The sequence below is a fragment of the Acinetobacter lwoffii genome (genome assembly GCF_052078135.1).
Classification (GTDB): Bacteria; Pseudomonadota; Gammaproteobacteria; order Pseudomonadales; family Moraxellaceae; genus Acinetobacter; species Acinetobacter lwoffii_Z.
This window is the reverse complement of the sequence record NZ_JBQGUZ010000008.1, coordinates 74,830-101,542: the sequence shown is the minus strand read 5'-3', so window position 1 is coordinate 101,542 and position 26,713 is coordinate 74,830. Positions and strand designations below refer to the sequence as shown.

Here is a 26,713-nt window from a genome sequence, read left to right as displayed (position 1 = left end):
AGCTGAATTTTTGCAGCCCTCTAGATACTCTTACTTCAGGCAGATTATTCTGCCTGAAGCTGTTTTAAAATAGCCTTTAATACTTCGACCCGTGCGGTATGTTTATCATCAGACGCGATAATGTGCCAAGGCGCTTCCTCAGTCGAAGTATGTTCAAACATATCGGCTGCCGCTTTCAGATAATCGTCCCAGCGCTCCCGGTTACGCCAGTCTTCTTCAGTAATTTTAAAACGCTTATGCGGTGTATCTTCACGCGCCTTGAACCGTGCTGCCTGTTCCTCTTTAGAAATGGCCAGCCAGATTTTCACAATCACCGTTTGATGCTTGACCAGGCTCTGTTCAAAACGGTTAATTTCCGCATAAGCTCGCTGCCATTCTACCGGACTAGAAAACCCTTCTACCCGTTCTACCAATACCCGACCATACCAGGAACGGTCAAAAATGCAGATATCATCATCGGTTTGCAGCTTGGTCCAGAAGCGCCATAAATAAGGACGGCTCAGCTCATATTTTTCTGGTGCGGCAATGGTATGAATTTCATATTCACGTGGATCCAGTTTTTTGACAATCCGCTTGATCGCGCCGCCCTTGCCAGCAGCATCCATGCCCTCAAACAGAATTACCACATTACGCGAATCGGAACGCATGGCTTTGGCGACCTTCGCGGTTAATTTTTTTAGTTCCGGTTTGTAATCTTCTGGCTGGGCTTGAGTCTTGGAAGGATGTTTTAACTGCTCGGGAATCTTGGCCTGTTTCCATCTTCCCTTGGCTCTGGCGGGATGATCCGGACAATGTTTCAAGGCACTCAGGATATACTGGGCAAATTGCTGGTCGCGCTGCTGCTCATCTTCGCCATCAATAATGAACCAGTCCTCGGTAAAGCGCTGACGCAGGCGCTGCAAGGTGTCATATTCTTTGCGATTGCGCCAGTCCAGACCATGCAGTTGATGCCAGTGAGTTTCACTCGGATCCATGGCATCCAGACGTTTTTGCAAGACTTTCCAGGACAGGTCAAACCAGACCTTGATCACATCGACATGGTTATTTTTCAGGTCCTGTTCAAAGGCCTGCATCTCTTGCAGATATTCATCAAACTGTGCATCACTCAGCGGGCTTTCAGCTTGCATGGCACTGCCAAGCAGATCACTGTACCAGTTACCAAACAGCACCATGATCTGGCCTTCGGCAGGAATAAAACGCGCATAAGGTTGCCACAAGGTCTGCTTCGGGCCGGCTAGCTGGGGCTTATCGGCTTTCACGCGCAAATAGCGTGGATCGACCCATTCACGTAGCTGTTTGACCGCTTCACCCTTGCCGGCCAGCTCAATGCCATTCACCAGAATCACCAGACTTTTGGCATTTTTCTGGCCACGAGTCTTTTTTAAATTATATTGGGCATCAATCAGCTCGACAGACAGCTGATCTTCATCCATTAACTGAAATTGTGGTTGTTCCATACGTATCTTCAACCCTGATCTTTTATTCTATTTGCAGTATAGCGAGGAGTTTCAGCGCAAAAATAGCTCTCGCAACGTTTTTCACACGATTAAATTGGCTATTTAAACAACAGATTGACATACAAATGCCCGATCTCTGTTCAATTTGTCATAGCAGGATTGTCCGGCAGACTCTAAGATTCTTGCATCCTCCAATCATAATTGAAGCCTCATGTCCAAACTTGCCGTACTCGATGATCTGTTAGCGCATTATTATCAACTGGCTTATCACACCCGGCCTGACATTTTAAGCCGTTTACAGGATGTGCAGGCCTGGCAGAAAGTCCGCATGCAGCGCACCCATCGTGCTCATTTTGCTGAAAAACAAAACCAGTTGATGTCCGAATATTTCCTGAACCGTCTCTACGGCGGCGCTGACTTTGATGCGCTGGCAGAACAGATTGCCCGGCTGATGAAATATGCGCATAAAGCAGAAAAAGTTATTCCGGAAAATGCGATTAAAACCGGCACCTCAGGTGTAGAGCTGGCTATTCTGGCGGTACAGCTGGATGAACAGGTCGCAATTCAGTTATTACAGGATTATCATCCGCATGAACCGCTGACTGACGAGATGATGCGCCTGACTTATCTCAAACTGGATCAGGGTGAAGCACGCTTGAAACAGTTGGCTCTGCTGGATCAGCTCGGCATGAGTCTGGATAAATACATGCGTTCATTTGTGGTCTATACGGCCTTTAAAATGTGTAAAGGCGCGGCGAATAAATATAACTTTCAGGTGATGTATGAATTTATGCAGGATGGTTTTCTGGCCATGAAGCCACTCAAATCGGCAGAAAAATTTGTACGCACGTTCACGGCAACCGAACGCCAGATTATCGAGAAAGTACATTCTGGCGATCCGCTACCATTTCAGTAAATACCCGATGAGTATTTCTGCCAAGCGTGAATTTTTCTGTATATTATTCATAACAATTGCATCATGATTGCTGAATAAGCCTTTAGAATCTGTCATGATGCAGACAATGCAAGATTAACCCGATTGATATGTTAGGAGTGACTCCAATGTCGAATGAAAATACAACGCCTACCCCTACCCCCGAGTCGGCACAACAGACAGACAAAGTGAGCCCATTCTTAACTGAACCCCTTCCACAAGGCACCCCGCAAGGTCAGCAACAATCTTTAGAACAACGTCTGACTGACACGCCTGTGACGGGTACTGTGCCCAAATATAATCTGCCACGCGGTGCCAATACGGGTAACGTCGGCTCAACCACGCACTTCGGCTATCAAACTGTAAACAGCGAAGAAAAAGCCCAGAAAGTCGCAGAAGTGTTCCACTCTGTAGCGAGCAAATACGACATCATGAATGACTTGATGTCTTTTGGTATTCATCGCCTGTGGAAGCGTTTTGCAATCAATATGTCAGGTGTACGCCGTGGCCAGCATGTGCTGGATATCGCGGGTGGTACTGGCGACTTGGCTAAAGTCTTTAGCCGTGAAGTGGGCCCGACGGGTCATGTGGTACTGTCTGATATTAACGAATCGATGCTGAATGTCGGTCGTGACCGTCTGATTGATGCGGGCTGTACCAATGTCGATTTCGTTTTGGCCAATGCCGAAACCTTAGAACCATTTGCAGACAACAGCTTCGATCTTTTAACGATTTCTTTTGGTCTACGTAACGTGACCGATAAAGATGCTGCACTTGCTGCGATGTACCGTGTACTCAAGCCAGGTGGCCGTTTACTAGTGCTAGAATTTTCTAAACCAGTGTTTGAGCCATTCTCTAAACTATATGACCTGTATTCGTTCACAGCATTGCCAATCATGGGTAAAATCATTGCCAATGATGCAGAAAGCTATAAATACCTGGCTGAATCGATCCGTATGCATCCGGACCAGCGCACCCTGAAAGGCATGATGGAAAATGCCGGCTTCCAGAATTGTGACTATCACAACCTGACTGGCGGGATTGTTGCGGTTCACCGCGGTTTCAAACTTTAAGGTTCCTTGCCTATGTGGTCAATTCTGGCACTCGGTGCTGTTGAACGCGTGATTCATCATATCATTGATCTGGATGCCATTACCCGCATCCAGCTGAATGCTCTGTCCGGTAAGATGCTGCGGGTGGTGATCGCCTCGCCGCAGCTTTCGGTCGATGTTTTTTTTGATGAAAGCAAAGTTCGTCTGGAACCAACGGCAACCGGTCATACCGAAACACCTTCGGTCTTTGAACAACGTCCATTTGACGCAAGTTCCGCGACAGTCCTTGAAGCGACCGCAACCTTGCAGGTCAGCAATGTGGTGGAATTACTCAAGCTGCTGCTTTCCGATGAAGTCGGCAATATTCCATTGCAAGGCGACTACAAGTTATTGCAGGAAATCCAGCGCATCATGCAACAGGCAGAATTAGATCTGGCGGCGCACTTAAGCCCCTGGATTGGCCCGACACTGGCGCATGAAATTGGTAAATTGCAACTGCTGCCCAAGCAGCTAAAACGCACCCTGCAAAGTCAATTATTTTTTGCCGAAGATGCCTTAAAAGAAGACAGCGGTCTGTTTGCCCCCCGCTGGCAAATGGATGACCTGAATCAGGACACCCGTATCCTGAATCAAAATTTAGATCGGGTTGAAGCAAAAATCCATCAGCTTCAGGCTCAAATTGATGCCTCAAACAATTCTACTCAAGACTAGGTACACAGCTTTATGATTCCGCATGTTTCACGTTTACTCGAACTTTGGCGCATCGCCGCGCACTATCGACTCGACACGTTGTTTCCTGTGGAAGAATTACCAGAAAAATCCCGGCATGTGCTGTCCCTCATCCGGATGCATCCGGCTGCCTGGTCCAGTCGTGAACGTAAAAATCCGCTCAAGCTGAAACTGGCTTTAGAAGAAATGGGGCCGTTGGCGATCAAGCTCGGTCAACTGCTCTCGACCCGCCGTGACCTGATTCCACCTGAAGTTTTACAGCAACTGGTGTTACTGCAAGACCGGGTCAAGCCATTTGATAATGACGTGGCCAAGATGCGCATTCAGGAATCCCTGAAAGCTGATGTAAATACCCTATTCGCGCGTTTCGATACCCAGCCACTGGCTGCAGCTTCGATTGCTCAGGTGCATACGGCTGCCCTGCATGATGGCCGTGAAGTGGTGGTTAAAGTCACCCGCCCGAATATTCGCCAGCAGATTTTGCAGGATTTTGAAATTCTGGAATGGCTCGGTCAATTTCTGGAAAAACGTCTGGAAGCTGCCCGCGCATTGCACCTGTCGGAAATCATTCAGGATTATCGACAGATCATTCTGAATGAACTAGACCTGACGCTGGAAGCAGACAATACCCGCCGCATGCGCCATCATTTTACCGGCTCGAGCATGATGTATGTGCCGGAAATTTACATGGACAGCAAAGACGTGCTGGTGGCCGAGCGTATTACCGGGGTACCAATTTCAGATATCGCGACCTTTGACCGGTTGGGCATGGATCGGGCCGATCTGGCGCGTAAAGGCCTGACCATCTTCTTTACCCAGGTGTTCCGCGATAACTTCTTCCATGCTGACATGCATCCCGGCAACGTCTTTGTAGAAACCATCAATCCGGCCAATCCGCGCTTTATTGCGCTGGACTGCGCGATTATGGGCGAACTGTCCAAACACGACCAGATGACCGTAGCACGCATGCTACTGGCGGTCATGAACAGCGACTTTATGCAGCTGATTCAGGTGGTGCATCAGGCCGGCTGGATTCCACCGGGAACTGATCAGGATGCGTTGGCTCGTGAAATGCGCCGCAGTGTGGGGCCAATGGTCTCAAAACCGATGCATGAACTGGACTTTGCCGGCATTCTGATTGAAGTCATGGATATCGCGCGTCGTTTCCATCTGGAAATTCCACCTCAATTAATGTTGTTACTAAAAACATTAGTCCATGTCGAAGGTCTGGGAACCGATCTTTATCCGGAACTGGATATCTGGAGTCTGGCCAAACCAATTCTGACGGACTGGATCAAGGCCCAGATGAATCCGCAAAAGAACCTGAAAGAACTAGGACAGAAAATCCCGGATCTACTTTTAGGGGCACAGGATTTACCGACCCTGATGATCGACAGCTTAAACGGTTTAAAAAATCAGTCGGCCTGGCATGCCAAACAGCTCAATGAATTACAAAGCATGCGCCTGCAAATGGAACATCAACAGAAGCGTAGCTGGATGTTTGGCAGCGTCATGGCCATTCTGCTGGCAATTGCGATTATTTCACCGTGGTTTGTGTCGGTGATTCTGATTGTACTGGCGAGTGTACTGGCCGTCTGGCGGATTGCGAAATAACTAAATGAGCTTTTAAAAAAACCTGACACTGTTCAGGTTTTTTATTTTCTGGGCATCGCATGACTCCAAAGTCACCTTAGGACATATCTTGCCATTGGGTCCTAAGACCTATCGCTTAAAATAAGCACACATTTGGCTAGTATAGGTTCAACCATGGTACAGATTTTACAAAAACGTGCGCCTGCTCTGACGATTCGTGCCGGCCATCTGGCACGTGAGCTGATTCTGCAACAAGGTTTGCAACCCGAACAAGTCGATATTGTACCTGGTGCTGCAGGTGGCCCCAAAGGTATCGGTATCCAGGGACTGGATCAGGCGATTTTTGGTGAGTTTTTTCCACGTGCACCTCACCGTAGAACTTTGGTGGGTTCTTCGATTGGCAGCTGGCGCTTTGCCAGTATGGCTGCACATGGTGCTCAACAGGGAACCGAACGCTTAGCTGAGCTGTATACCAACCTCTATTTTCATAAAAAAATGACCCGTCAGGATGTCAGCGACATCTGCCGTGGCATGCTGCTGGATCTGGTACAAGGCAAAGAAAACGATCTGGTCAATCATCCAGATTATCATCTCGCAGTCATTTCAATTAAAGCCCAACACATTTTCCAGAGTGACAAGGCATTGCCGTTGTTGGCTTCTGTGGCTGGAATTCTTGGAACGACCGCAGTCGCGCGCCGGCACAGCCGTCATTTCATGCAACGTGTAATCAGCCAGCCCAATATCGGTGAACAGTTTAAAATCGCTGAAGATGGATTTACCACGCATTATCATGCACTAACCGAACAGAGTGTGTTGTCCTGGTTGATGGCTTCAGCGTCTATTCCCGGGGTGATGGCAGCGGTGAACAATATTCCGGATGCGCCGCAGGGTTATTATCGCGATGGTGGCCTGATTGACTATCACATTGACCTGCCCTTTCAGAGCAAAGGTATTGTGCTGTATCCACATTTTACCGATAGCATTACCCCCGGCTGGTTTGACAAGTTATTTAAACGTACCTCAAATCCGGAAAATCAGGCACGAACTTTGCTGCTTTCTCCATCGCAGCAATATCTGCAAAGTTTGCCTTTGGGTCGTTTGCCTGACCGTAAAGACTTTAACTTAAAAGGTTTGGACCAGGCCCAACGCATTCAGCTCTGGAAGCAATGTATTGCGGAAAGTCAGCGTCTGGGCGATGAATTTCTGGAACTGGTCGAGAAGCAGAATTTTGCTGAGGTGATGCAAACCTTGTAATTGGCCGCAGCTGCCCGATTATTTGTATAATTGCTTTAATTTTGTGAACTGTTGAGATTTATGCAGAAGTTTTTAGTTGTCCTGCAATACCTGTGTCTGGCCTTTGCCATTTATCTGATTTATAGCGTCAGCATGTCGCTGTATAGACAGGATTTTGTCCTGATGGAACTGGTCGCCGATATCGGTACGATTCTGATCTGTATCGACTTGGGTGTATTTTTATTGACCAGTAAAGGTAAACAAGGCATTACCATGGAAGAATATGCAAAACGACTGGAACAGCCACCGTCGAAACTGGTCTATGTGACACGAAAATTGGGGCATTTGGGTATTTTACTGATCATTACCAGCTGGATTGTGCCGATGATTAACTCATAATGATCCAATAAAAAACCTCCCAATTGGGAGGTTTTTTTAAATTAAAGATATCTGAAAATTATTTAGAACCTTTAATCCCTGCTTGCAATAGCAATGCACCCAAACCACCAATTTTTTGCTCTTGTGGTTTAGCCGCTTGAGGTTTCTTGCCCTGAGGACGCTCACCTTGCGGACGTGCTTGCTGTGGACGTTTACCTTGAGACTTACGTTCACCACGTGGCTCATTATTCTCGCGACGTGGCTGACGTGGTGCTTTCGCCGGAGCTTCAGAACCTTCTGGACGCATCGATAAATTCACACGGTTACGTTCAGCATCCACATTCAAAACACGGACTTGTACGATTTGACCCGGTTTCACCACTTTATGCGGATCAGCGACGAATTCATTGGCAAGTTCAGAAATATGTACCAAACCATCTTGATGCACGCCCACATCGACAAATGCACCGAAGTTAGTCACGTTAGTGACTACACCTTCCAGTTGCATGCCTTCAGACAATTGCGCAACTTCAGTAATGTCATCACGGAATTTAGCAGTGCGGAATTCTGGACGCGGGTCACGGCCCGGTTTTTCCAGTTCAGCCAATACGTCTTGAATCGTCGGCAGACCAAATTTCTCGTCTGCAAATTCTTCTGCATTCACTTGGCGAATGATTTCAGTATTGCCAATGATGTCTTTTACAGTCGTTGCTTTTGCTTCAACAATTTTGCTCACCAAAGCATATGACTCAGGGTGAACTGCAGACGCATCCAGTGGTTCTGTACCATCTTGAATACGCAAGAAGCCCGCAGCCTGCTCAAAAGTACGCTCGCCTAAACGTGGTACTTTTTTCAAAGACTGACGATTGTCAAAACGACCATTTTCCTTACGGAATTCCACAATTTGCTGTGCGATCGATTTATTCAGACCCGCGATATAACCCAGAATTGCTGCTGATGCAGTATTTACATCCACACCCACTGAGTTCACACAGTCTTCAACGACCGCTTCAAGGGTTTTCGCCAGACCGGTCTGGTTCACGTCATGTTGATACTGACCCACACCAATCGATTTCGGATCGATTTTCACCAGTTCTGCTAGTGGATCTTGTAAACGGCGTGCAATCGATACCGCACCACGAATAGATACATCTAGTTCAGGCAGTTCCTGTGAAGCTAGTTCAGATGCTGAATACACCGATGCACCTGCTTCAGATACAGAAACACGCGTCATTTTCAGATCACTGTTCGCAGCCATCATTTCAGCAACTAAAGCTTCAGTTTCACGGCTTGCAGTACCATTACCAATCGCGATCAGGTCAACATTGAACTCGCGGCATAAACGCGCCAGCTCGGCCAGTGAACCTTCTTTATCTTCTTTTGGTGCAAATGGATAAATCGTGCTGTGTGCAAGAACATCACCAGACTCGTTCACTACCGCCAGTTTCACACCGGTACGGATACCCGGGTCCACGCCCAAAGTGGTACGTGCGCCTGCAGGTGCAGAAAGCAGTAAATGACGCAGGTTTTCAGCAAAGACGTTCATCGCTTCTGTTTCAGCAGCCAGACGTTTTTCAGTCAGCAATGAATGTTCGATCGTTGGACGAACTTTACCGAGCCAAAATAGTTTTGCAGTTTGCTTCAAGAAATCCTGACGCGCTTGTGGCTGAACAGTTTCAAGATTGTATTCAGTTTCAATACGCGCCAACGGGGCATCATCTTCGCCATCCACTTTCAGGCCTAAAACGTTTTCTTGACGGCCACGCAGCATCGCCAATAAACGGTGTGAAGGCACTTTATTCAAGTTTTCAGAGAAATCGAAATAATCACGGAATTTTTTACCGACTTCTTTTTTCTCATCACTGGCAACCAAACTTTTCAGCACGGCAGTTTTTGCAAATGTCGCTTTAAGTTCAGTGGTCAGCGCGATATTTTGCGCCCAGTCATCAATCAGGATATGCTGGATCGCATCAAGCTGGCTTTCAGTATCTGGATAATCTTCATGGCTAAAACCCACCAAAGCTTCAGCTGGATCAACGGCTTCATTAAAGATTTTTTCGGCAATCGGGCCTAGACCGGCTTCTTTGGCCTTGAATGATTTACTGGTACGTTTTGGACGGTACGGCGCGTAAATTTCTTCTAATGCATTTTTGGTTTCCGCTGCATTCACACGCGCCAATAAGTCATCAGACAATTTATCTTGTTCTTTGAGTGATTCAATCACCTTGTCACGGCGCTCATACAAATCACGCAAGTATGATAAACGCGTATCGAGTTGACGTAGTTGCGTATCGTCCAAGCCTTGCGTTACTTCTTTACGGTAACGTGCAATAAAAGGAACACTGGCACCTTCATCAATAAGCTTGATGGCAGCCTCAACTTGATTTGGACGTACGGCAAGTTCTTTTGCCAACTGCTGAACTAAGTCAGTCATCGTGTTTGATCCCACAAGGATAAGTACTAAATGGCATGATTATAAAGACCGGGTCTATAAAATCCACCATTGTTTTTATTAATTTACCTCATCTTTATATTATGAAGTGCCATAGTTTTCTGCTTTTCCCGATAAAGTTTGTATGAACTTTGCTTTTTATCCAGCTTAAAATCGTATTTTTTGCTCATTTAGATGTATATATTTGGTATCTATGTCTTGATTTTAACTGCAATATTTGGTGCTTTAGAGCATAGTCAATTAATATTAATGAATCGTATACTCAAAGCCTATTTGATTTTTGTTTATGACGACAATAAAGAATAAAGGAGCATCTCATGAGTTTAGTTGTACCTGCTGAAAAAGCCGATGCCGTACATACCGAAACGGACCGGGTCGAACGGATCCTGGTGGTTGATGATGATGTTCGTCTGCGTACCTTATTACAGCGTTTTCTCGAAGATAAAGGCTTTGTGGTCAAAACTGCACATGATGCCACGCAGATGGATCGACTTTTACAGCGGGAACTGTTTTCTCTGATCGTGCTCGACTTTATGCTTCCGGTCGAAGATGGCTTGAGTATCTGTCGTCGTTTACGCCAATCCAATATCGATACGCCTATCATTATGCTCACCGCTCGTGGTAGCGACTCGGATCGTATTGCCGGTTTAGAAGCAGGTGCCGATGATTACTTGCCTAAACCGTTTAACCCGAATGAGCTGCTGGCACGTATTCGTGCGGTATTGCGCCGTCAGGTACGTGAAGTGCCGGGTGCACCAAGCCAACAGATGGAAGTGGTTTCTTTTGGCCCATGGTCGCTAGATCTCTCTACCCGCACTCTGACCCGTGAAGGCCAAGTGGTAACGCTCACTACTGGTGAGTTTGCGGTACTGAAAGCACTGGTTCAACATCCACGCGAACCATTAACCCGCGACAAGCTGATGAATCTGGCGCGTGGCCGTGAATGGGGTGCCATGGAACGTTCAATTGATGTTCAGGTGTCACGTTTACGCCGTTTAGTGGAAGAAAACCCAGCGCGTGCACGTTATATCCAGACTGTATGGGGTGTGGGTTATGTCTTTGTTCCAGATGGTGCTGAATAAAGAAAAACTTATTAGGATAAAAGATTACCCCAATTTATTGTCCCTAAAAGCCATTCGCTGCTGTTTGAGCCTCCCCTTCTTTAAAGGCTCGTATACAAATGCGCGAGTTCAGCGAATGGCAAAGTTTTTTGGTTACTTTTTTCAAAAAAAGTAACACAACAAGCTCCTTCCATCGAAGGTTCAAGCAGTAAGATTCCATTACAAATTATTATTACTGCTCAATTTGGAAAATGCCAACAGGGAGCTGGTGTGAAACTCGACCCCATCGATCCACAAAAATTTACCGATTTTGTCAGCTACTCGGAAAAAAAGCGTACCCGCGGGGAACGCTTTCTCGACAAGATCAAGCCGCGTTCTGCTGCCATGCGTACCACGGTACTGGTGGTTTTTGTGGTCTGTTTTAGCCTGTTCATGTCCTTGTGGTTCTTTTGGCGTACCCTGTTTTTACCTGAAATCCAGCAACATGCGCGTTATCTGGCCATGGAACTGGAAATTCTCAACAATCCCGATCTGCGCCTGTATCATAAACAGCAGGAAGTCGATATCGATGACTGGTTAAGAAATCGGGTCGGCATTGAATATGTCACCAATCCGGCAGAATATCCCACGGTTCGAGAAAAGCTGATTGCAGAGTTTTTTACCCGGCAGATCGAAACCAAACTGGCCAAAGAATTACGCATCGAACAAGCCACGGTCTATTTCCAGTTTAAGCCGAGTCCACGTATCTGGATCCAGACCCCTGAAATGAATGGCCACTGGGTACAGGAACCTTTAAAGACGTATGCCAACTATAGCAATGAACTGATTTTGGGCTGGTTGCTTGGCACGCCGATTATTGTCGGCATCATTATTTTGACCTTGGTGCGTCAGCTCAACCGTCCTTTACGCCGTTTGCAGAATGCCGCCAACAGTTATAGCCGAATCGGCTCAGCACCCTATCTAGATACCAATCATGGTCCACTGGAAATCCGTCAGGTCAATCATGCCTTTAATCAGATGATTTATACGCTGGACCAGACCGAGCGGGAACGCCGAATCATGCTGGCCGGCATTTCACATGACTTGCGCACGCCCTTAACCCGAATCCGCCTCAGTGCCGAAATGATGCCAGATGAAGACTTTCTCAAAGAAGGCCTGATTTATGATGTCGAAGATATGGACGCGATTCTGGATCAGTTCATTTCCTATATGCGCGACGGTTCCGATGAAGAACCGCAGGACACCAATGTCAATGTACTGCTACAGGAACTGGTCAAGCAGTTTAAACCGCTAGATATCCGTTTCACCCCACAAGATATACCGACCATTCAGGCACGTAGCATGTCGCTAAAAAGACTGATTGGCAATCTGATCAACAACTCAAAACGCTATGGTTCAGAACCAATTGAGCTTTCTGCGCATGTTGAAGAAGATCAACTGTTGATTTGTGTCGCAGACCATGGCGAAGGCATTCCGGAAGATCAGATTGAAGCCTTAATGCAGCCTTTTGTTCGGGGCAATTCAGCACGAACGGTACAAGGCAGTGGCTTGGGGCTGGCCATTGTTAAACGGATTGTCGATATTCACCATGGTCAATTACGTATCCATAATCGTCCTGAAGGTGGGCTGGAAGCTATCATTTCACTACCCGTGAATCAGGCGAACCCTGAGACACTTCCCCCCGCCACTACACTCGATAAAATTCGCCAAACCTTGACTGATCACTTTTAAGAAGTGATCAGTAATTCAACAAATGACTTTTTAGTTTTTCTATACAATTCATTTTATAGTTCACGAATTCAATCATTTAAAAATCATCATTTTTTATTATACCTACATTTAGCTAAAAAATTAGACCTTAGCCTAACACCTATGCACAATACATTTTTTGAGCGGTACAATCCGTCTCATAGTTTAAGAATTAATGAGAGTTAAAATGTCTTTAGATCGTATCCGTTTAGCCTCCCTACACAACAAAGTCATCAGCCCAGAACAAGCGGCTGAATTCATCCAAGATGGCATGACTGTGGGTATGAGTGGCTTTACTCGCGCTGGTGAAGCGAAGGCGGTTCCTTTAGCTTTGGTTCAACAGGCAAAAGCAAATCCATTAAAGATCACGTTAATTACTGGTGCATCACTAGGGAACGATCTAGACAAACAACTGACTGAAGCTGGTGTATTGGCACGTCGTTTACCGTTCCAGGTAGACAATACTTTACGTAAAGCGATCAACAACGGCGAAGTGATGTTCATTGACCAGCACTTGTCTGAAACTGTTGAGCAAATGCGTAACCTGCAGTTGAAAAAACCAGACGTTGCGATCATCGAAGCCGTAGCAATTACTGAAGATGGCGGCATCATTCCAACAACATCTGTTGGTAACTCTGCAAGCTTTGCGATTTTTGCTGAAAAAGTGATTGTAGAAATCAATACGAATTTAAGCCCGGCATTTGAAGGCTTGCACGATATCTACATCCCGACCTATCGTCCAACGCGTCAACCGATTCCATTGACTCAAGTTGATGAGCGTATCGGCACGCATGCGATCAATATCGATCCATCTAAAATTGTTGGTATCGTATTTAACAGCGAATTGCACGACTCTCCATCTACTGTAACTGCACCAGATGATGAGACGCAAAGCATTGCCAACCATTTGATCGCTTTCTTTGAAAAAGAAGTGGCTGAAGACCGTCTACCGAAAAACCTGGGACCTCTTCAAGCAGGGATCGGTTCAATTGCAAATGCCGTATTGACCGGTCTGAAAGATTCAAACTTCGAAGACCTGATCATGTACTCAGAAGTTCTGCAAGACTGTACTTTTGAATTGATCGATGCAGGTAAGATGAAGTTTGCTTCAGGTTCGTCTATTACGCTTTCTGCTAAATATGGCGAAAAAGTATTTAACAACCTTGAACAATACAAAGACAAACTGGTATTACGTCCACAAGAAATTTCAAACCATCCTGAACTGGTACGTCGTTTAGGTATTATCGGCATCAACACTGCACTTGAGTTTGATATTTACGGTAACGTGAACTCAACTCACGTATGTGGTACCAAAATGATGAACGGTATTGGTGGTTCAGGTGACTTCGCACGTAATGCGCATTTGGCGATCTTCGTGACCAAATCCATCGCGAAAGGTGGTGACATCTCTTCTGTAGTGCCATTTGCTTCACATATCGACCATGCGGAACATGATGTTGATATCCTAGTGACTGAACAAGGTCTTGCGGATCTTCGTGGTTTGGCTCCGCGTGAGCGTGCACGTGCAGTGATTGATAACTGTGCGCACCCAATGTACCGCGATGCGTTGAATGATTACTTTGACCGTGCATGTGCAAAAGGCGGCCATACCCCTCATCTTCTTCGTGAAGCGCTTTCTTGGCACTCAAACTTCGAAGAAAATGGTCACATGCTTGCTGTTGAAGCTGCAGTAAAAACTGCATAATTGACTGCATTCACAAAACGCCCTACGGGGCGTTTTTTTATGGCATTTTTATATTTTTTTTGAATAGTCAGAACCTGATTATATTAAGGAAGCCATCTGGCTATCACCTACTCTTTCTTCTTTTATTTATCCTGCCGATCTGCTGTAGAAATACACTTCTGATGCTCAAGGGCTTTAAATTCTGATTCTTCACCCTCATACTTGAACACAAGAGCAAAATTAGAGACATGACATGCGCGTAGATATCTGGTCAGATGTGGTTTGCCCCTTCTGCTATATTGGTAAAAAACGTTTAGAAGCTGCTGCACAAGAAGCAGGTATTGAGCTAGAAGTACATTGGCACAGTTTCCAGCTCGATCCTGAAGCACCGGTACGTCAGGAAGTCTCCAACTCTGAGCGTCTGGCGCAAAAATATGGCCGCACCGTGGCAGAAGTCGAAGAGATGCAGCGCAATATTGCTGAAATGGCCAAAGCCGAAGGTATTGAATTTAACTGGGAAGGTGCCAATTCAGGCAATACCTTTAATGCGCATCGCCTGATTCACCTGGCGCAAAGCAAGGGTTTGGGCAATGAAGCACAGGAAGCGTTCTTCTATAGCTATATGACCCAAGGTCTGGCGATTGGAGAACGTGAAACACTGGAAGATGTCGCAGCGCGTATTGGCCTGAATCCGGTCGAAGTCGATGACCTGTTGGATTCGGAAGAATATGCTGATTTCGTCAAATTCGATCAGGAAGTCGCACATGAACAACTCAAAGTGACCGGTGTACCTTTCTTTGTTTTTGATCAACGTGTGGCATTGGCAGGCGCGCAGCCTAAAGAAGTTTTCCTGCAAGTATTTGAAAAAGCGCTCGATACATCAACCAACAGTCAGGCAGCACAGTGCTCACCAGAAACGTGTGACACGCCAGACCAAGCTAAATAAAACAACGTTCAATAAAAAAACCCCATTTTAAATGGGGTTTTTTTATTTGTTATTGAATGGCATTCGCTTAATCAACCAGAAAACTAATTTTTAAATTGACACGATATTCCGTGATTTTATTTTCTTTAATGACAACTTTCTGTTCATTGATCCAAGCACCTTGTACATTTTTGACCGTTTCTGTGACTTTTTGAATGCCCGTTTGAATCGCATCTTCAAAGCTTTTATTGCTGCTTGAATTGACTTCTACCACTTTTGCAATTGCCATAATAAAACTCTCAGCATGAAAATGAATGGAATTCCATCTTAGTCCATTCTCAGAAGATTGCAGCAGCCCGTAAACAAGCGATAGCAAAAACTTACATGGATTGAACAAAGCTCGAAATTCAATCTTAAATTGGCAGATCAAAAACACATCGCCGTTTGTTTTGGCACTCGATTAAGTCCAGATTCTCATCGCCAAAACAAAGCATAAATTCCTGTAAAATCATAAAAATCAAACTAGAGTAAATAAACTAATTTATTGTTTTATAGAGTAATTTATCTAAAATTTACTGCCTGAATTTGCCGAATCTATCATTTTATATTAAGTCTTATTTGCTATTATTTCACCCGAATTAAGTTTAAATATTCTCCTCTGTTCAAGTCATTGAACACTCTGATATTAAAGGTCATCCTATGAATGCTCTTAAATTTGCTTTCGCTGCAACCGTTATGGCTTTTTCCGTTCAAGCGTCTGCACAAATGGCGCAAGTGGTTCATCTGCCAGACTTTCCAGCGACTAAAGCACCTGCTGAAACAGTAAATACAGATGCTGCGACTGTAGCAACTGAAAAAACGGCTTAATGCAAAACTGTTTTGCATTAAAACAGGCTGATTGATTCAGCCTGCTTTTTTTATCATATTGAACACATTCTGTGTAAAAGATGCACAACTCTCAAAAATATCGACTATTTCCTACTCTCATTTTTTCTATTGATTTTTATCACTTTTAATTAAAAAATTTGTTTATAAAACACTCAAAATAGATCACTATTTTATGTGATCTCTGCTTATAATTGCAGCAATATAAATAGATTAATGATAAGAAAATTTTTTATGCATGAACTTCAGGCATTGGTACAGGGCAAAATTCCGCCTCAGTCAGTTTCTATTGATTATTTAATTGAAATGGCAGAAAGCTATACAGACTCGAATTCTGCTGAATACAGACTGGTCGAGCTGGCGGTTAACATTGTACTGGCACAAACCCTGGATAAAGCACTGAAACATCTCTAGAGATCAAAAAATGAATGCTTTAGAAAAAGCACACTTAATTAAAGAACTACATGGACTGGCGCAGCAACTGGAGCATAAAGTCCTGCCTTTCTATGAAATTGCCCGTTCTAAAAAAAGGATACGCGATATTTTTAATCTGTGTGATGAGCCTATTTTCAAGACCCAGATTTCAGCATTTAAGGCCCGCACTCAACCTGAACTTGTTGCTTACCAATTTTCTGCTAATACGTCTTATCATCTAAGCTTTCGTGGCTATTTCACCGAAATCTTAGCACTGGAACAAGCACTGTCTGCCCATCCGGATTCTGGCTGGGCAGTTTTGCATCATCCTGAACGTGGCTGGCAAATCTGGCTGATGCCCGCTCCCCAAGCTCCTGCCCTGCACAGCCAATGGGCTGAATTGCAACACTGCTATATCTGGCTGTTGCAACAACAGCAGCAATTTTCTTGTCTGCAACAGGATCCCCCCTTGATCGTTCCTGCCTTATCCTTAAACGAAGCTGAAACCAGCTGCAATTCTGTGGAAACAACCAAATATCATCGGGGACGGCCGCGCGCAAGAATCCATGCATTAGAACTACGCCGCCCAGATGAGTCAACCAATCAGATACTGACTGAACCCAAGGAACTAAATCCTCAACTAAAAGCTGAAATGACAATAACGAAAATTCCGCAAGAACAGATCACAGCCTCCGAATTGATTCAATTCCCTGTACAGATTCAACTAGGCGAACTAAACACCCATGTACACCCTTTAGGCTTAGAAGAAACCAATATCCAGCGACTCTGTGCTTTAGAACTGACTGAGAATATCGAGCATCCTGCCTATCTGGATATCACCTTGTATTATGCGGCAGAAGATAACTGGCAGGCACGTCAGATCTATTTGGTTGAACAACTGAATCTGCAAGGCCAGTTTGTTAAATATCTGATGCTCTTAGGGGTACCGAGTCAGTTGCAGGCTCACTATTGTATTCAACATTGGCTGACCCATCATCAACGCCAGGCTGCGGCGATTAAATCACTGGCATGGTCTGCTTTAAGCGCCAGTTTCATGCAACTCGAGCTTTTTTCAACAGCTTACTTGCAGCAGGCTGAAACAATCTGGACACAGCCAGATTACCATCCGTTTATACCCGCCCAGTTTATTCAGAAGCAGAAATTTATTTCTTTTAAAGAGGCTGCTGCTGATTTTTCTACTCCTGTACTCTTGCTACAGGAACATCAAAAAATCCGTGTGATTCATGGTGAAAAACGCATCTCTCTTGCAGAGGATGAGCTGGCCTATCCACACATCTTGCTGCAACGCGACAAACAGCTCAATTGGCAGAATATTCACAATATTATTTTAACAATGCCGCAACCGATTCAAGTGCTGGAACTTTATCGAGAAATTCAGGCTCAAATGATTGAATAATTGCTGTTATTTTGTAGCTTTAACTTGCTTTTTAAGGCGTTTTTTTAGAAAACTACAGCTGAATATAAGAATACAAGAGCAACAAATATCTCATGCAAATAAACAGGATTACTCAAATTTTACTGCTCTCTCTGGGCTTAGGAATGAGTGGTAGCATGTCTTGGGCCAATTCAGTCACAACTGCTCCTGCCAGTCCAACGAATATAGAGCCAAGCCGATCAGGCTTGCTGGATCAGATTCCACGTTTGATCGATGCAACACCCACGGTTCTGCCGGAGCAATCAAATGTCGCCATTGTTCCATCCACGCTAGAGACAGAAAATTATTCATGGGCGGATCAAAAGCAGAAAGGCATCCGCGAATGGGCCGATCGTACTGCGCATAAAATTGATAACTGGTTTGGTGAAAGCGATCCGGATCAGCCAGCTGCAGCTACATTACGGATCATTCTAGATAATCGCTGGGATGAATATGAAGGCTATGAGATTAAGCCCCGAATCCGCGGCAAGATCAAGCTTCCGACCTTGGAACAAAAGCTGAGTGTGGTGTTTGGTGATGACAGTCTGGACAATGAATTAGACAGCAATGTCGCGATTACCAATGAAAATCCTGCCACTTCCGGAAATAAGCGTCTGGATACTAAACGTGCCCGTGAAGATAACAGCTCTTTTGCCTTACGTTGGTCAGAATGGTCAGATCGTATTCCTTTCGAAACCGATCTGGATTTGGGCCTACGTTCTGGCGATGATATTTACCTGCGTGTCAAAGCCAGTAAGGATTGGACACTAGAAAATGACTACTCTTTTCATGCCGAACAGATTTATCGCTATGGCGTTCAGAGTGAAAACTATTTACGGACCAATCTGGAGTTGATCCATGCTCGTCCCAATCAGGCCTTTTTCTCCAATCAACTCAGTCTGACTTATGCAGATGATCAAGACGACGATCTGACTTGGGACAACTACACTTTTAGACAACACCAGTTTTTTCAGGACAACCGTTTCAGTTACGGCATTTATACCGGTGGTTATCTGAACGATAAGGATCTGCGTCTTAATCGCTGGGGTCCCTATGTGTCCTGGAGACAACCCTTTTTACGTGAATGGTTTTTTGTCCAGACCGACCTGAACTATCTGAATGATCATCGCGAGGATCGTGACCACTATGTCGGGGCTTTGGTACGTTTAGAAGCGTTGTTTTAAACTGACTGATACTAGAAAATAATAAAAGCCCATCATTCATGGGCTTTTTTCAATATTACTGAGGCAATCAGTGCGGTAAGTATTAGCTGGTTTTATTCAGGATAATACGATCACTGCGTAGCACACGTTTTTGCTGCAATGAGGGTTGCTCCATCACTGGCATATTGAAGCGAATACGATCGCTACGTTGCACACGTTGTGGTTTTGCTGCCTCTACTTTCGCAACTTTATAAAAACTGATGCGATCTGTGCGTACCACTTTTTCTGCAGCAGGTGCCGCTAGACTAAACTGGCTCATCGACATCAGGATTACAGCGCCCATACTGATCATCAGCTTAGATTTCATAACATTCTCTCTCTTTGCTTAATGATCGCAATTATAAATTAAAAATTAATTAATAATCTAAAATATAGATTTATGATTCGAAGGTATTTTTTTATTCTCTCTATCGTTTTTCCAGATCATTTCTAGAAATGAAAAATGAAGCAGGCATAAAAAATCCCTCCGAAGAGGGATTTTCTCATTCAACACATCAGCAGTTAAGCAAGCAACAAGCTATTAATTCGCTTGACATATTCAGCAGGATTTTCTGGTAATCCACCTTCTGCAATCACCGCTTGGTCGAAGATCACATTGGCCAGATCATCAAACTGCGCCGAGCCATCCAGTTTTTTCACCAACGGATGTTCTGGGTTAATTTCCAGAATCGGCTTGATATCCGGCACAGGCTGACCTGCATCTTTCAGCATACGAATCAGTTGTGGAGACAACTCACCTTCTCCAGTTACCAGACAAGCCGGAGAATCGACCAGACGCGTCGTCACCCGCACTTCTTTGGTTTTGTCTTTTAATGAATCCGTCAGCTTATCCACCACCGGTTTAAACTGGGCTGCGGCTTCTTCAAGGGCTTTCTTCTCTTCGGCATCCTGAAGGTCACCTAAGTCAACTGCACCCTTAGACACGTTTTGCAAAGGCGTACCATCGAACTCATTTACGAAGTTCATCGCCCATTCATCCACGCGTTCAGTCATCAACAGAACTTCAATGCCTTTTTTCTTGAACAGTTCCAGTTGCGGTGAATTTTTCGCAGCATTCAGACTATCTGCAGTCACATAATAAATGGCTTTCTGGCCGTCTTTCATGCGTGCTTTATAGTCTGCCAATGACGTGCTGACCTCGTCATTGTTTGATGTTGCATAACGCAGCAGTTTCAAGATACGTTCACGGTTACTGAAATCTTCACCCAGACCTTCTTTCAATACTGAAGCAAATTCCTGATAGAAGGTTTTGAAGTTTGCCTGATCTTTTTCATCTTCAGATTTAGCCAGATTATCCAAAATGGTCAGGATACGGCGGGTATTGCCTTCACGGATGGTTTTTACATCACGGCTTTCTTGTAATAACTCGCGACTGACGTTCAATGGCAGATCGGCACTGTCCACCACACCTTGCACAAAGCGCAGGTAGTTTGGAATCAGGTTATCTGCATCATCCATAATGAACACACGTTTCACATACAGTTTGATACCCGCTTTGGATTCACGGGTGAAAATATCATGTGGCGCTTTGCTTGGAATATATAACAACTGGGTATATTCAGTGCTGCCCTCAACCCGGTTATGCGCCCAGGCCAATGGCGCTGCGAAATCATGGCTTAAGTTCTTGTAGAACTCGACATACTGCTCTTCAGTGATTTCAGACTTGTTACGAGTCCATAATGCGCTGGCCGAGTTAATGGCTTCCCACTCATCGGTTTTGACATACTGGCCACCTTTAGATGTTTCACCTTCAGCCGCTTCTTCTTCCTGCCAGACTTCTTTTTGCATCTGGATTGGCAGGCTGATGTGGTCTGAATATTTATTGATAATCTGCTTCACTTTATAGCTTTGCAGATAATCCAGCGCATCGTCACGTAAGTGCAGAATAATATCGGTACCACGTCCTTGTTTCGTGATCTGTTCAACTTCGAACTCACCGGTTCCGCCACTGATCCAGCGCACCCCTTCAGAGACATCTGTGCCAGCACGACGCGACTCTACCGTGATCTTGTCAGCCACAATAAAACCGGAATAGAAACCGACACCAAACTGGCCAATTAGCTGGGCATCAGCCTTTTGATCGCCGGTCAGTTTGGACATAAAGTCTTTGGTGCCTGATTTGGCAATAGTCCCTAAATTATCAATAGCTTCCTGTTCGCTTAAGCCGATCCCGTTATCTGAAATGGTAATGGTTTTATTGTCTGCATCCAGACTGACACGAACGCGCAGATCCGGATCATTTTCATAAAATTCGGGATGGTTAATCCCTTCAAAACGTAATTTGTCGCATGCATCTGAGGCATTCGAGATCAATTCGCGTAGGAAAATTTCAGGGTTTGAATAAAGCGAATGGGTCACGAGATGTAGTAACTGAGCCACTTCAGCCTGGAAACTATGTTTTTGTGCGCTAGACTCGCTCATTAATCACTCCTTTTATTTTAAATACAGGTCAATACTGTTGCCTATATGAATGGAGTGAGTTACTAAATTTTCAATAGCCAGTTGTATATTTTTTCTCAAGATATTTTATAAAGGATCTCTTGATCTAAAATGACTTGGATTTGTAAAGGCTTAGGTTTAAGTCCTAATAAGGCCCAAGCTTATAAATACGTTGAAATTGCAGGTCTATTTGCTGCTGGCGCATATTATAAACCTGACTCAGACAAGACACAGATTCCTGACAGCGGTCACGAAACTGTAGCCATTTCACCTGATCGCGCTGGATCACCGAGCGGGTTCCCATAGGCACCATACGGCGCAAAATATGATAGCTGGTGCTCATCTTGACATCGGCATCATTGAGCAGACGATGTTCACAAATCGCTTTCTCTGTCACGGTTTCAGTTTTCTGACAATCAAAACTCGCCGCATAGGCAGACCCTGCCAGCAGGCTGAAGAAGATCACAATACCTTGGCTTAAAAACTTCATGCTGATCTTCCTTATTATTCAATTATTAAGTCGTATTCAATTAATATTTACTTTATTCGTTTTAATATAGTTGAACATTGCCGATCTGCTCAATTTCAATAAGTTATAAATCGTTGTTATTTTGAAAAAAAAGCCTCATTCAAGATGAGGCTTTTTTGTTGAGCAAGACTAGAATTTAGAACTTGTAGCTATAACCCAATGTATAAACAACCGGATCAATATCTAAATTAAATTTAGATTTTCCAACTGCTGCAGCTGTTGCATCATCTAAAGTCACTTCAGGACTCAAATCCGCATAACGCACATCTACAAATACACCCCAGTTTTTAGCATCTGCCGGTTGATAGTTAAAACCGACTTGTCCAGCAACACCAAATTCCTCTTTGACGTCTTTTGCTGCACCTTCTTCATCCCAAGCGATAAAGGCTGTTCCACCCAAACCTACGTATGGCGTAAAACGTGTAGAGTTTTTAAAGTGATATTTAGCAGTAATAGTTGGTGGAAGATGTTTAATCTTGGCAATTTTCCCTAGACCCTGAGCAGAAATGTCATGGTTAAACGGGGTAGCCAATAATAATTCTGCCGAAATATTGTCATTAAAAAAGTATTCGACCGACGGCGTAAAACCATATTCTTGATCCGCTTCTACGACTAAACCTGGTGCAATTTCAGTGTCACTTGATGGTGCTAAAGAACTGGCACCAACTTTCACCTGCCATTGACCTGCCATCGCAGATGCAGAAAGACCCATTAATGCAATTAGAGCAGCTTGCTTTAACATTTTAAAATACCCCACAGGAAGAATAATTATTAAGAAAATAAATCTTAATTAATAATAAACACGAGGTAAAATAATATGCAATAAGGATTATAAAACTAATTTTTAATTATTATTTAATATATTGATTTTAAAAGTTATTTATTTTAAATTGACTAGATTGGTTGGTTTTAAATACCAAGCATATTAATCAGATAAATATGGCTTTATTCAGACTAAAATAATCAAGTTTATATTAATTTTTATTTAAACATATATTTTAAATACATCTTATTATTTATTTTAAATCCAGCCAAATCTGCTCCAATAGATATCAGAGCAGATTGAAATTGACTTACAGAACCATGGCTGCAATCCAGCCAAAAATCATCAACGGAATATTAAAATGAATGAAGGTTGGAACCACACTATCCTTCATATGGTCATGCTGACCATCCATATTCAGACCGGATGTTGGGCCTAGAGTTGAATCTGACGCTGGAGAGCCGGCATCGCCTAAAGCCGCCGCAGTCCCGATAATCGCAATGGTCGCAGCCGGGCTGAAACCAAACTGGATACACAGCGGAACATAAATAATCGCCAGAATGGGAATGGTCGAGAAAGACGAACCAATGCCCAATGTGATCAGCAAACCAATCAACAGCATCAGGAAGGCAGCCAATGCCTGACTATTACCAATCCATTTCACTGATGCTTCAACCAAGGTTGGTACCTGATTAGTCGCTTCAATCACCGCGGCAAAGCCTTGTGCTGCAATCATGATAAAGCCAACCAGCGCCATCATGCGCATACCGGTAATGATCACATCATCCGCTTCTTTCCATTTAAAGATCCCGGCACAACTCAAGATTGCGACACCGACCAGACCGGCCAGAATCATCGAATCTGAATAAAGCTGTACCGCCAATGTAGCAATAACTGCAAGACCTGCCATCCAGATGGTAAATTTGGCAATCTGCGGTTTAACGTGTTCAGCCACACCTAATTCAGCAGAAATACTTTGCTGTTCCTGGATATGAATATCTTGATATTGACGTGGTTTGCGATAGCTAATAAAGATCGCCACCAATAAGCCTACAAACATCCCGAATACTGGAATTGCCATCGCAGATGGAATCTGGTCATAGCTAATTTCAAATCCGTATGGCTTACCAAAGGTATTGATGTTATGACCTAGAATATCATTCAGGAAGATCGCACCAAAACCGACTGGAATGAGCATATAGGTGGCGACCAGACCAAAGGTCAGCAAACAGGCAATCAAACGACGGTCGAGCTTTAAATGGTTAAATACAGCCAATAGTGGCGGAATCAGTACCGGAATAAAGGCAATATGCACGGGAATAACGTTCTGCGAGAACACAGCAGCAATAGCAACTGTGAAAAAGATCAGATATTTCACCCGGTTTTGCGCTTTAAAATCGGCCTCACCTTTTAAGGTACTGATCATTTTATAAGCCAGCAAATCCGGTAAACCCGAACGTGCCAGAGCCAAAGCAAATGCACCTAAAATACCGTAAGCCAAGGCAATTTTAGCACCACCACCCAAGCCATTGTTAAACGCGTCCAAGGTTCCCTGTAGGCCTAGACCTGCCAATAAACCACCTGTAACAGCACCAATAACCAGGGCAAAAACCACAGGTACACGTGCCAACGAGAGTCCGAACATGACTCCAATAGCAGCAAGAATTGCGAACATAATGAATCGGAATAGAGAGAAAGCGGCTATTTTATCAGAAAATACGGATAAAAATTCCGCCACTTTTTTCTGGTCGGGTCATGTTTCGCGGAGTGGCCTGTCAATGAATGTCAGCAGATTTACGCTGAATAAACTCATCAATCAATTGAGCCACTTGCTCCGGTTGACTCAGGATCGCCCAGTGATTGGCAGCCAGTTCTACTTTCGAGAAATCATCCACCCATTTGGACATCTCATCAACCAGATCTGGCCCGACAAACTGGTCATATTTCAGCACAATCGCCTGTATCGGACAGATGGCAAAACGCTGCCGTGGTTGAGCTAAGCGTGGCAAAAAATTGGCCCGATACAGGTTCACACCATATTTGCCATCTTTGACAATATGCGGGTTGAGTGGCAGATCATCGTGTCTTTCCAGTTGCTGCACGATCTTGCCCCAACGCTGCGGATTAAAAAAATTCCAGGCCAACGGCGCCACTAAAGGCAACTGAAACATCGCGATATACCAAGATTTGCTCATTTGCTTTAAAAATTTTGCTTTGTTTTGCTGGAACTGTTCACGCATCCAGAAAGCGGCATGATCCAGACATGGCCCAGATAAGGTGCTATAAGACAGAATTCGCCCTTTAAAGCGTGGATCGGTGACAGATTCCCAGGACTGAATTGAGCCCCAGTCATGCGCAGCCAGATGAAAAGCTCGATTCGGCAATACCTTATTCACCACCTCTTCCAGATCCTGACTTAAACGGGCCAAGCGGTAATCGGAGATTTTTTTGGGAATACTGGACTCCCCTGCGCCCCGGACATCATAAGTCACCACAAAATAATCCTGACTCAAATGAGCAATGACTGGCTCCCAAACTGCTTGATGATCAGGATAGCCATGAACCAGTACCAAGGCTGTTTGTTCGGATTGTCCATAAGTTTTGACACAAAGACGCTGCTGATCCGTGGTATCGACCCATTGCATGTGCATTTCCATCTTTTGATCCTGTTTTTGTTATTGACCACTTAGTTTATAAATCGGCATGATTGATCAATGCCAGCGCATTTTTGTTGCTCTAGTATGCATAATCACAGCCGCAAAAAGAATGTCAGTATGAGCCTATTCCAGAAAATTCAAAAACTGCCTCTGGTTTCAAAATTTATTCTGAACCGCTATGCCCCTTATCGTGGTGCAGGCATCGAAATTGATAAGATTGATTTTAATAATTATCACGTTCGGGTCAAAATGCCGCTAACCCGTAAGAACCAGAATATTGTCGGTGTGCATTTTGGTGGCAGCCTGTATTCGATGGTCGATCCCTTTTATATGTTATTGCTGATGCATCATTTGGGACCGAAATACCTGGTCTGGGATAAAGGCGCCAGTATTCAGTTTTTGGCACCGGGTCGCGGAACAGTGGTAGCGGATATTCGGATTTCTGCTGGAGAAATTGCCACGATTATCAATCTGGCGGCCGACAATGCGCCAGTGTATCGGCATTATCAGCTGAATATTTATGATGAAGCCGGGGTCAGAATTGCCGAAGTAGAAAAAACGGTGTATATCCGGCGTAAACAGAGTAAAGGGAAAATTAACGCTCCTAAATAAGATAAAAGCGCCACATTGGCGCTTTTAAATCTAGATGAATCAGAAGTGACTTTCGACTTAACGACGACGGTTATCCTGTTCAATCGCAGCACCGGCACCACCACCGATTGCACCACCAATTGCAGCACCCGCATTACCACCGAAGATGCTTTTACCAACTGCTGAACCAACAGCACCACCTACACCACTATAGGTCGCATTGCGGTTTGAACCGCCTTGGGATTTACTACCCACTGCTGCACCGGCACCACCACCAACAGCTGCACCAACGCCACCGCCGACTTTATTACCGACACCACCACCGACTGCACCACCAAGGGCTGCAGCACCGATCCGTTGCTCATTGGCAGACATACTTTCACAACCCGCCAACATAAAGGCGGAAAGAGTGGCAACTGCCATAACACCCATTAATTTTTTCATGACCTTGGCCTTCCTGTCTTGCTTTAATTAAGCTTATCTTGATTTTATGAAACTAAAATCTGTAGCGTGTTACTTCTCTCGGTATT

Annotated in this window: 25 protein-coding genes; 15 read left to right on the top strand and 10 right to left on the bottom strand. The window is 44.6% G+C overall.

All coding sequences use genetic code 11. The features are described from left to right. Positions 1 to 44: 44 nt before the first annotated feature. The gene (pap, locus tag ACTL4S_RS07420) at positions 45 to 1,463 is read right to left on the bottom strand and encodes a polyphosphate:AMP phosphotransferase (RefSeq protein WP_004729341.1); all 1,419 of its coding nucleotides are present in this window, start codon (positions 1,461 to 1,463) and stop codon (positions 45 to 47) included. A gap of 205 nt (positions 1,464 to 1,668) precedes the next feature. Between pap and ACTL4S_RS07415 the strand changes: the two genes are divergently transcribed. From ACTL4S_RS07415 to ACTL4S_RS07390, 6 genes are all read left to right on the top strand, one after another. After that, on the top strand, positions 1,669 to 2,373 hold the full coding sequence (locus ACTL4S_RS07415) for a DUF8198 family protein (protein WP_441299049.1): 705 nt from the start codon (positions 1,669 to 1,671) through the stop codon (positions 2,371 to 2,373). A gap of 146 nt (positions 2,374 to 2,519) precedes the next feature. Then, on the top strand, positions 2,520 to 3,464 hold the full coding sequence (gene ubiE / locus ACTL4S_RS07410; RefSeq protein ID WP_004647333.1) for a bifunctional demethylmenaquinone methyltransferase/2-methoxy-6-polyprenyl-1,4-benzoquinol methylase UbiE: 945 nt from the start codon (positions 2,520 to 2,522) through the stop codon (positions 3,462 to 3,464). Positions 3,465 to 3,476: 12 nt separating this feature from the next. Continuing rightward, on the top strand, positions 3,477 to 4,154 hold the full coding sequence (locus tag ACTL4S_RS07405; RefSeq protein ID WP_180087450.1) for a ubiquinone biosynthesis accessory factor UbiJ: 678 nt from the start codon (positions 3,477 to 3,479) through the stop codon (positions 4,152 to 4,154). 12 nt (positions 4,155 to 4,166) lie between these two features. After that, a complete protein-coding gene (locus ACTL4S_RS07400) occupies positions 4,167 to 5,786 on the top strand; it encodes an ABC1 kinase family protein (RefSeq protein ID WP_441299048.1) in 1,620 nt (539 codons plus the stop codon). Positions 5,787 to 5,939: 153 nt separating this feature from the next. Next, positions 5,940 to 7,019 carry a patatin-like phospholipase family protein gene (locus tag ACTL4S_RS07395; protein WP_441299047.1) on the top strand — a complete coding sequence of 360 codons (1,080 nt, stop codon included), beginning with the start codon at positions 5,940 to 5,942 and terminating at the stop codon, positions 7,017 to 7,019. A gap of 60 nt (positions 7,020 to 7,079) precedes the next feature. Then, positions 7,080 to 7,397 (top strand): hypothetical protein, encoded by a 318-nt coding sequence (locus ACTL4S_RS07390; RefSeq protein ID WP_441299046.1) that lies wholly within the window; start codon positions 7,080 to 7,082, stop codon positions 7,395 to 7,397. Positions 7,398 to 7,455: 58 nt separating this feature from the next. On the opposite strand, the gene ACTL4S_RS07385 is transcribed toward ACTL4S_RS07390, so the two are convergent. Continuing rightward, positions 7,456 to 9,810, bottom strand: coding sequence for a Tex family protein (locus tag ACTL4S_RS07385; protein ID WP_441299045.1), 2,355 nt, complete (start codon positions 9,808 to 9,810; stop codon positions 7,456 to 7,458). 335 nt (positions 9,811 to 10,145) lie between these two features. On the opposite strand from ACTL4S_RS07385, the gene ompR reads away from it, so the two are divergent. The 4 genes from ompR to ACTL4S_RS07365 all read left to right on the top strand — a co-directional run bounded on the left by ompR (position 10,146) and on the right by ACTL4S_RS07365 (position 15,268). Beyond that, positions 10,146 to 10,910 (top strand): osmolarity response regulator transcription factor OmpR, encoded by a 765-nt coding sequence (ompR, locus tag ACTL4S_RS07380; RefSeq protein ID WP_004278590.1) that lies wholly within the window; start codon positions 10,146 to 10,148, stop codon positions 10,908 to 10,910. A 249-nt stretch (positions 10,911 to 11,159) separates the two neighbouring features. Beyond that, complete coding sequence (locus ACTL4S_RS07375; protein ID WP_180038619.1) at positions 11,160 to 12,620, top strand: ATP-binding protein; 1,461 nt, start codon at positions 11,160 to 11,162, stop codon at positions 12,618 to 12,620. A gap of 205 nt (positions 12,621 to 12,825) precedes the next feature. After that, positions 12,826 to 14,343 (top strand): succinyl-CoA:acetate CoA-transferase ScpC, encoded by a 1,518-nt coding sequence (gene scpC, locus ACTL4S_RS07370; RefSeq protein ID WP_180038620.1) that lies wholly within the window; start codon positions 12,826 to 12,828, stop codon positions 14,341 to 14,343. A 232-nt stretch (positions 14,344 to 14,575) separates the two neighbouring features. Further along, positions 14,576 to 15,268: a DsbA family oxidoreductase gene (locus tag ACTL4S_RS07365; protein ID WP_004647323.1), complete on the top strand. Its 693-nt coding sequence runs from the start codon at positions 14,576 to 14,578 to the stop codon at positions 15,266 to 15,268. Positions 15,269 to 15,335: 67 nt separating this feature from the next. On the opposite strand, the gene ACTL4S_RS07360 is transcribed toward ACTL4S_RS07365, so the two are convergent. Beyond that, positions 15,336 to 15,536 carry a dodecin family protein gene (locus ACTL4S_RS07360; RefSeq protein WP_004278594.1) on the bottom strand — a complete coding sequence of 67 codons (201 nt, stop codon included), beginning with the start codon at positions 15,534 to 15,536 and terminating at the stop codon, positions 15,336 to 15,338. A 410-nt stretch (positions 15,537 to 15,946) separates the two neighbouring features. Here ACTL4S_RS07360 and ACTL4S_RS07355 point away from each other — a divergent pair, with 410 nt between their 5' ends. The 4 genes from ACTL4S_RS07355 (at position 15,947) to ACTL4S_RS07340 (ending at position 19,165) form a co-directional block, all read left to right on the top strand. Beyond that, on the top strand, positions 15,947 to 16,114 hold the full coding sequence (locus tag ACTL4S_RS07355; protein WP_004647322.1) for a hypothetical protein: 168 nt from the start codon (positions 15,947 to 15,949) through the stop codon (positions 16,112 to 16,114). 252 nt (positions 16,115 to 16,366) lie between these two features. Next, entirely contained in the window at positions 16,367 to 16,546 is a 180-nt protein-coding gene (locus ACTL4S_RS07350; RefSeq protein WP_004647321.1) for a hypothetical protein, read from the top strand. Positions 16,547 to 16,556: 10 nt separating this feature from the next. Next, entirely contained in the window at positions 16,557 to 17,963 is a 1,407-nt protein-coding gene (locus ACTL4S_RS07345) for a hypothetical protein (RefSeq protein ID WP_441299044.1), read from the top strand. Between the two features lie 92 nt (positions 17,964 to 18,055). Further along, positions 18,056 to 19,165, top strand: coding sequence for a hypothetical protein (locus ACTL4S_RS07340; RefSeq protein WP_005267573.1), 1,110 nt, complete (start codon positions 18,056 to 18,058; stop codon positions 19,163 to 19,165). An 82-nt stretch (positions 19,166 to 19,247) separates the two neighbouring features. On the opposite strand, the gene ACTL4S_RS07335 is transcribed toward ACTL4S_RS07340, so the two are convergent. The 6 genes from ACTL4S_RS07335 to ACTL4S_RS07310 form a co-directional block, all read right to left on the bottom strand. Then, a complete protein-coding gene (locus tag ACTL4S_RS07335) occupies positions 19,248 to 19,511 on the bottom strand; it encodes a hypothetical protein (protein WP_004278599.1) in 264 nt (87 codons plus the stop codon). Positions 19,512 to 19,705: 194 nt separating this feature from the next. Then, a complete protein-coding gene (htpG, locus tag ACTL4S_RS07330; RefSeq protein ID WP_004647318.1) occupies positions 19,706 to 21,625 on the bottom strand; it encodes a molecular chaperone HtpG in 1,920 nt (639 codons plus the stop codon). Positions 21,626 to 21,788: 163 nt separating this feature from the next. Continuing rightward, the gene (locus ACTL4S_RS07325; protein WP_005108065.1) at positions 21,789 to 22,133 is read right to left on the bottom strand and encodes a lysozyme inhibitor LprI family protein; all 345 of its coding nucleotides are present in this window, start codon (positions 22,131 to 22,133) and stop codon (positions 21,789 to 21,791) included. Positions 22,134 to 22,308: 175 nt separating this feature from the next. Continuing rightward, on the bottom strand, positions 22,309 to 22,914 hold the full coding sequence (locus ACTL4S_RS07320; RefSeq protein ID WP_114541640.1) for an OmpW/AlkL family protein: 606 nt from the start codon (positions 22,912 to 22,914) through the stop codon (positions 22,309 to 22,311). Between the two features lie 331 nt (positions 22,915 to 23,245). Next, a complete protein-coding gene (locus ACTL4S_RS07315; protein ID WP_243474881.1) occupies positions 23,246 to 24,610 on the bottom strand; it encodes a Na+/H+ antiporter family protein in 1,365 nt (454 codons plus the stop codon). 100 nt (positions 24,611 to 24,710) lie between these two features. Next, positions 24,711 to 25,592, bottom strand: a complete 882-nt coding sequence (locus ACTL4S_RS07310) for an alpha/beta fold hydrolase (RefSeq protein WP_338840540.1) — start codon at positions 25,590 to 25,592, stop codon at positions 24,711 to 24,713. A gap of 117 nt (positions 25,593 to 25,709) precedes the next feature. On the opposite strand from ACTL4S_RS07310, the gene ACTL4S_RS07305 reads away from it, so the two are divergent. Next, a complete protein-coding gene (locus ACTL4S_RS07305; protein ID WP_218954964.1) occupies positions 25,710 to 26,204 on the top strand; it encodes a DUF4442 domain-containing protein in 495 nt (164 codons plus the stop codon). A gap of 57 nt (positions 26,205 to 26,261) precedes the next feature. On the opposite strand, the gene ACTL4S_RS07300 is transcribed toward ACTL4S_RS07305, so the two are convergent. Then, on the bottom strand, positions 26,262 to 26,627 hold the full coding sequence (locus ACTL4S_RS07300) for a glycine zipper domain-containing protein (protein WP_005245825.1): 366 nt from the start codon (positions 26,625 to 26,627) through the stop codon (positions 26,262 to 26,264). Positions 26,628 to 26,713: the final 86 nt, after the last annotated feature.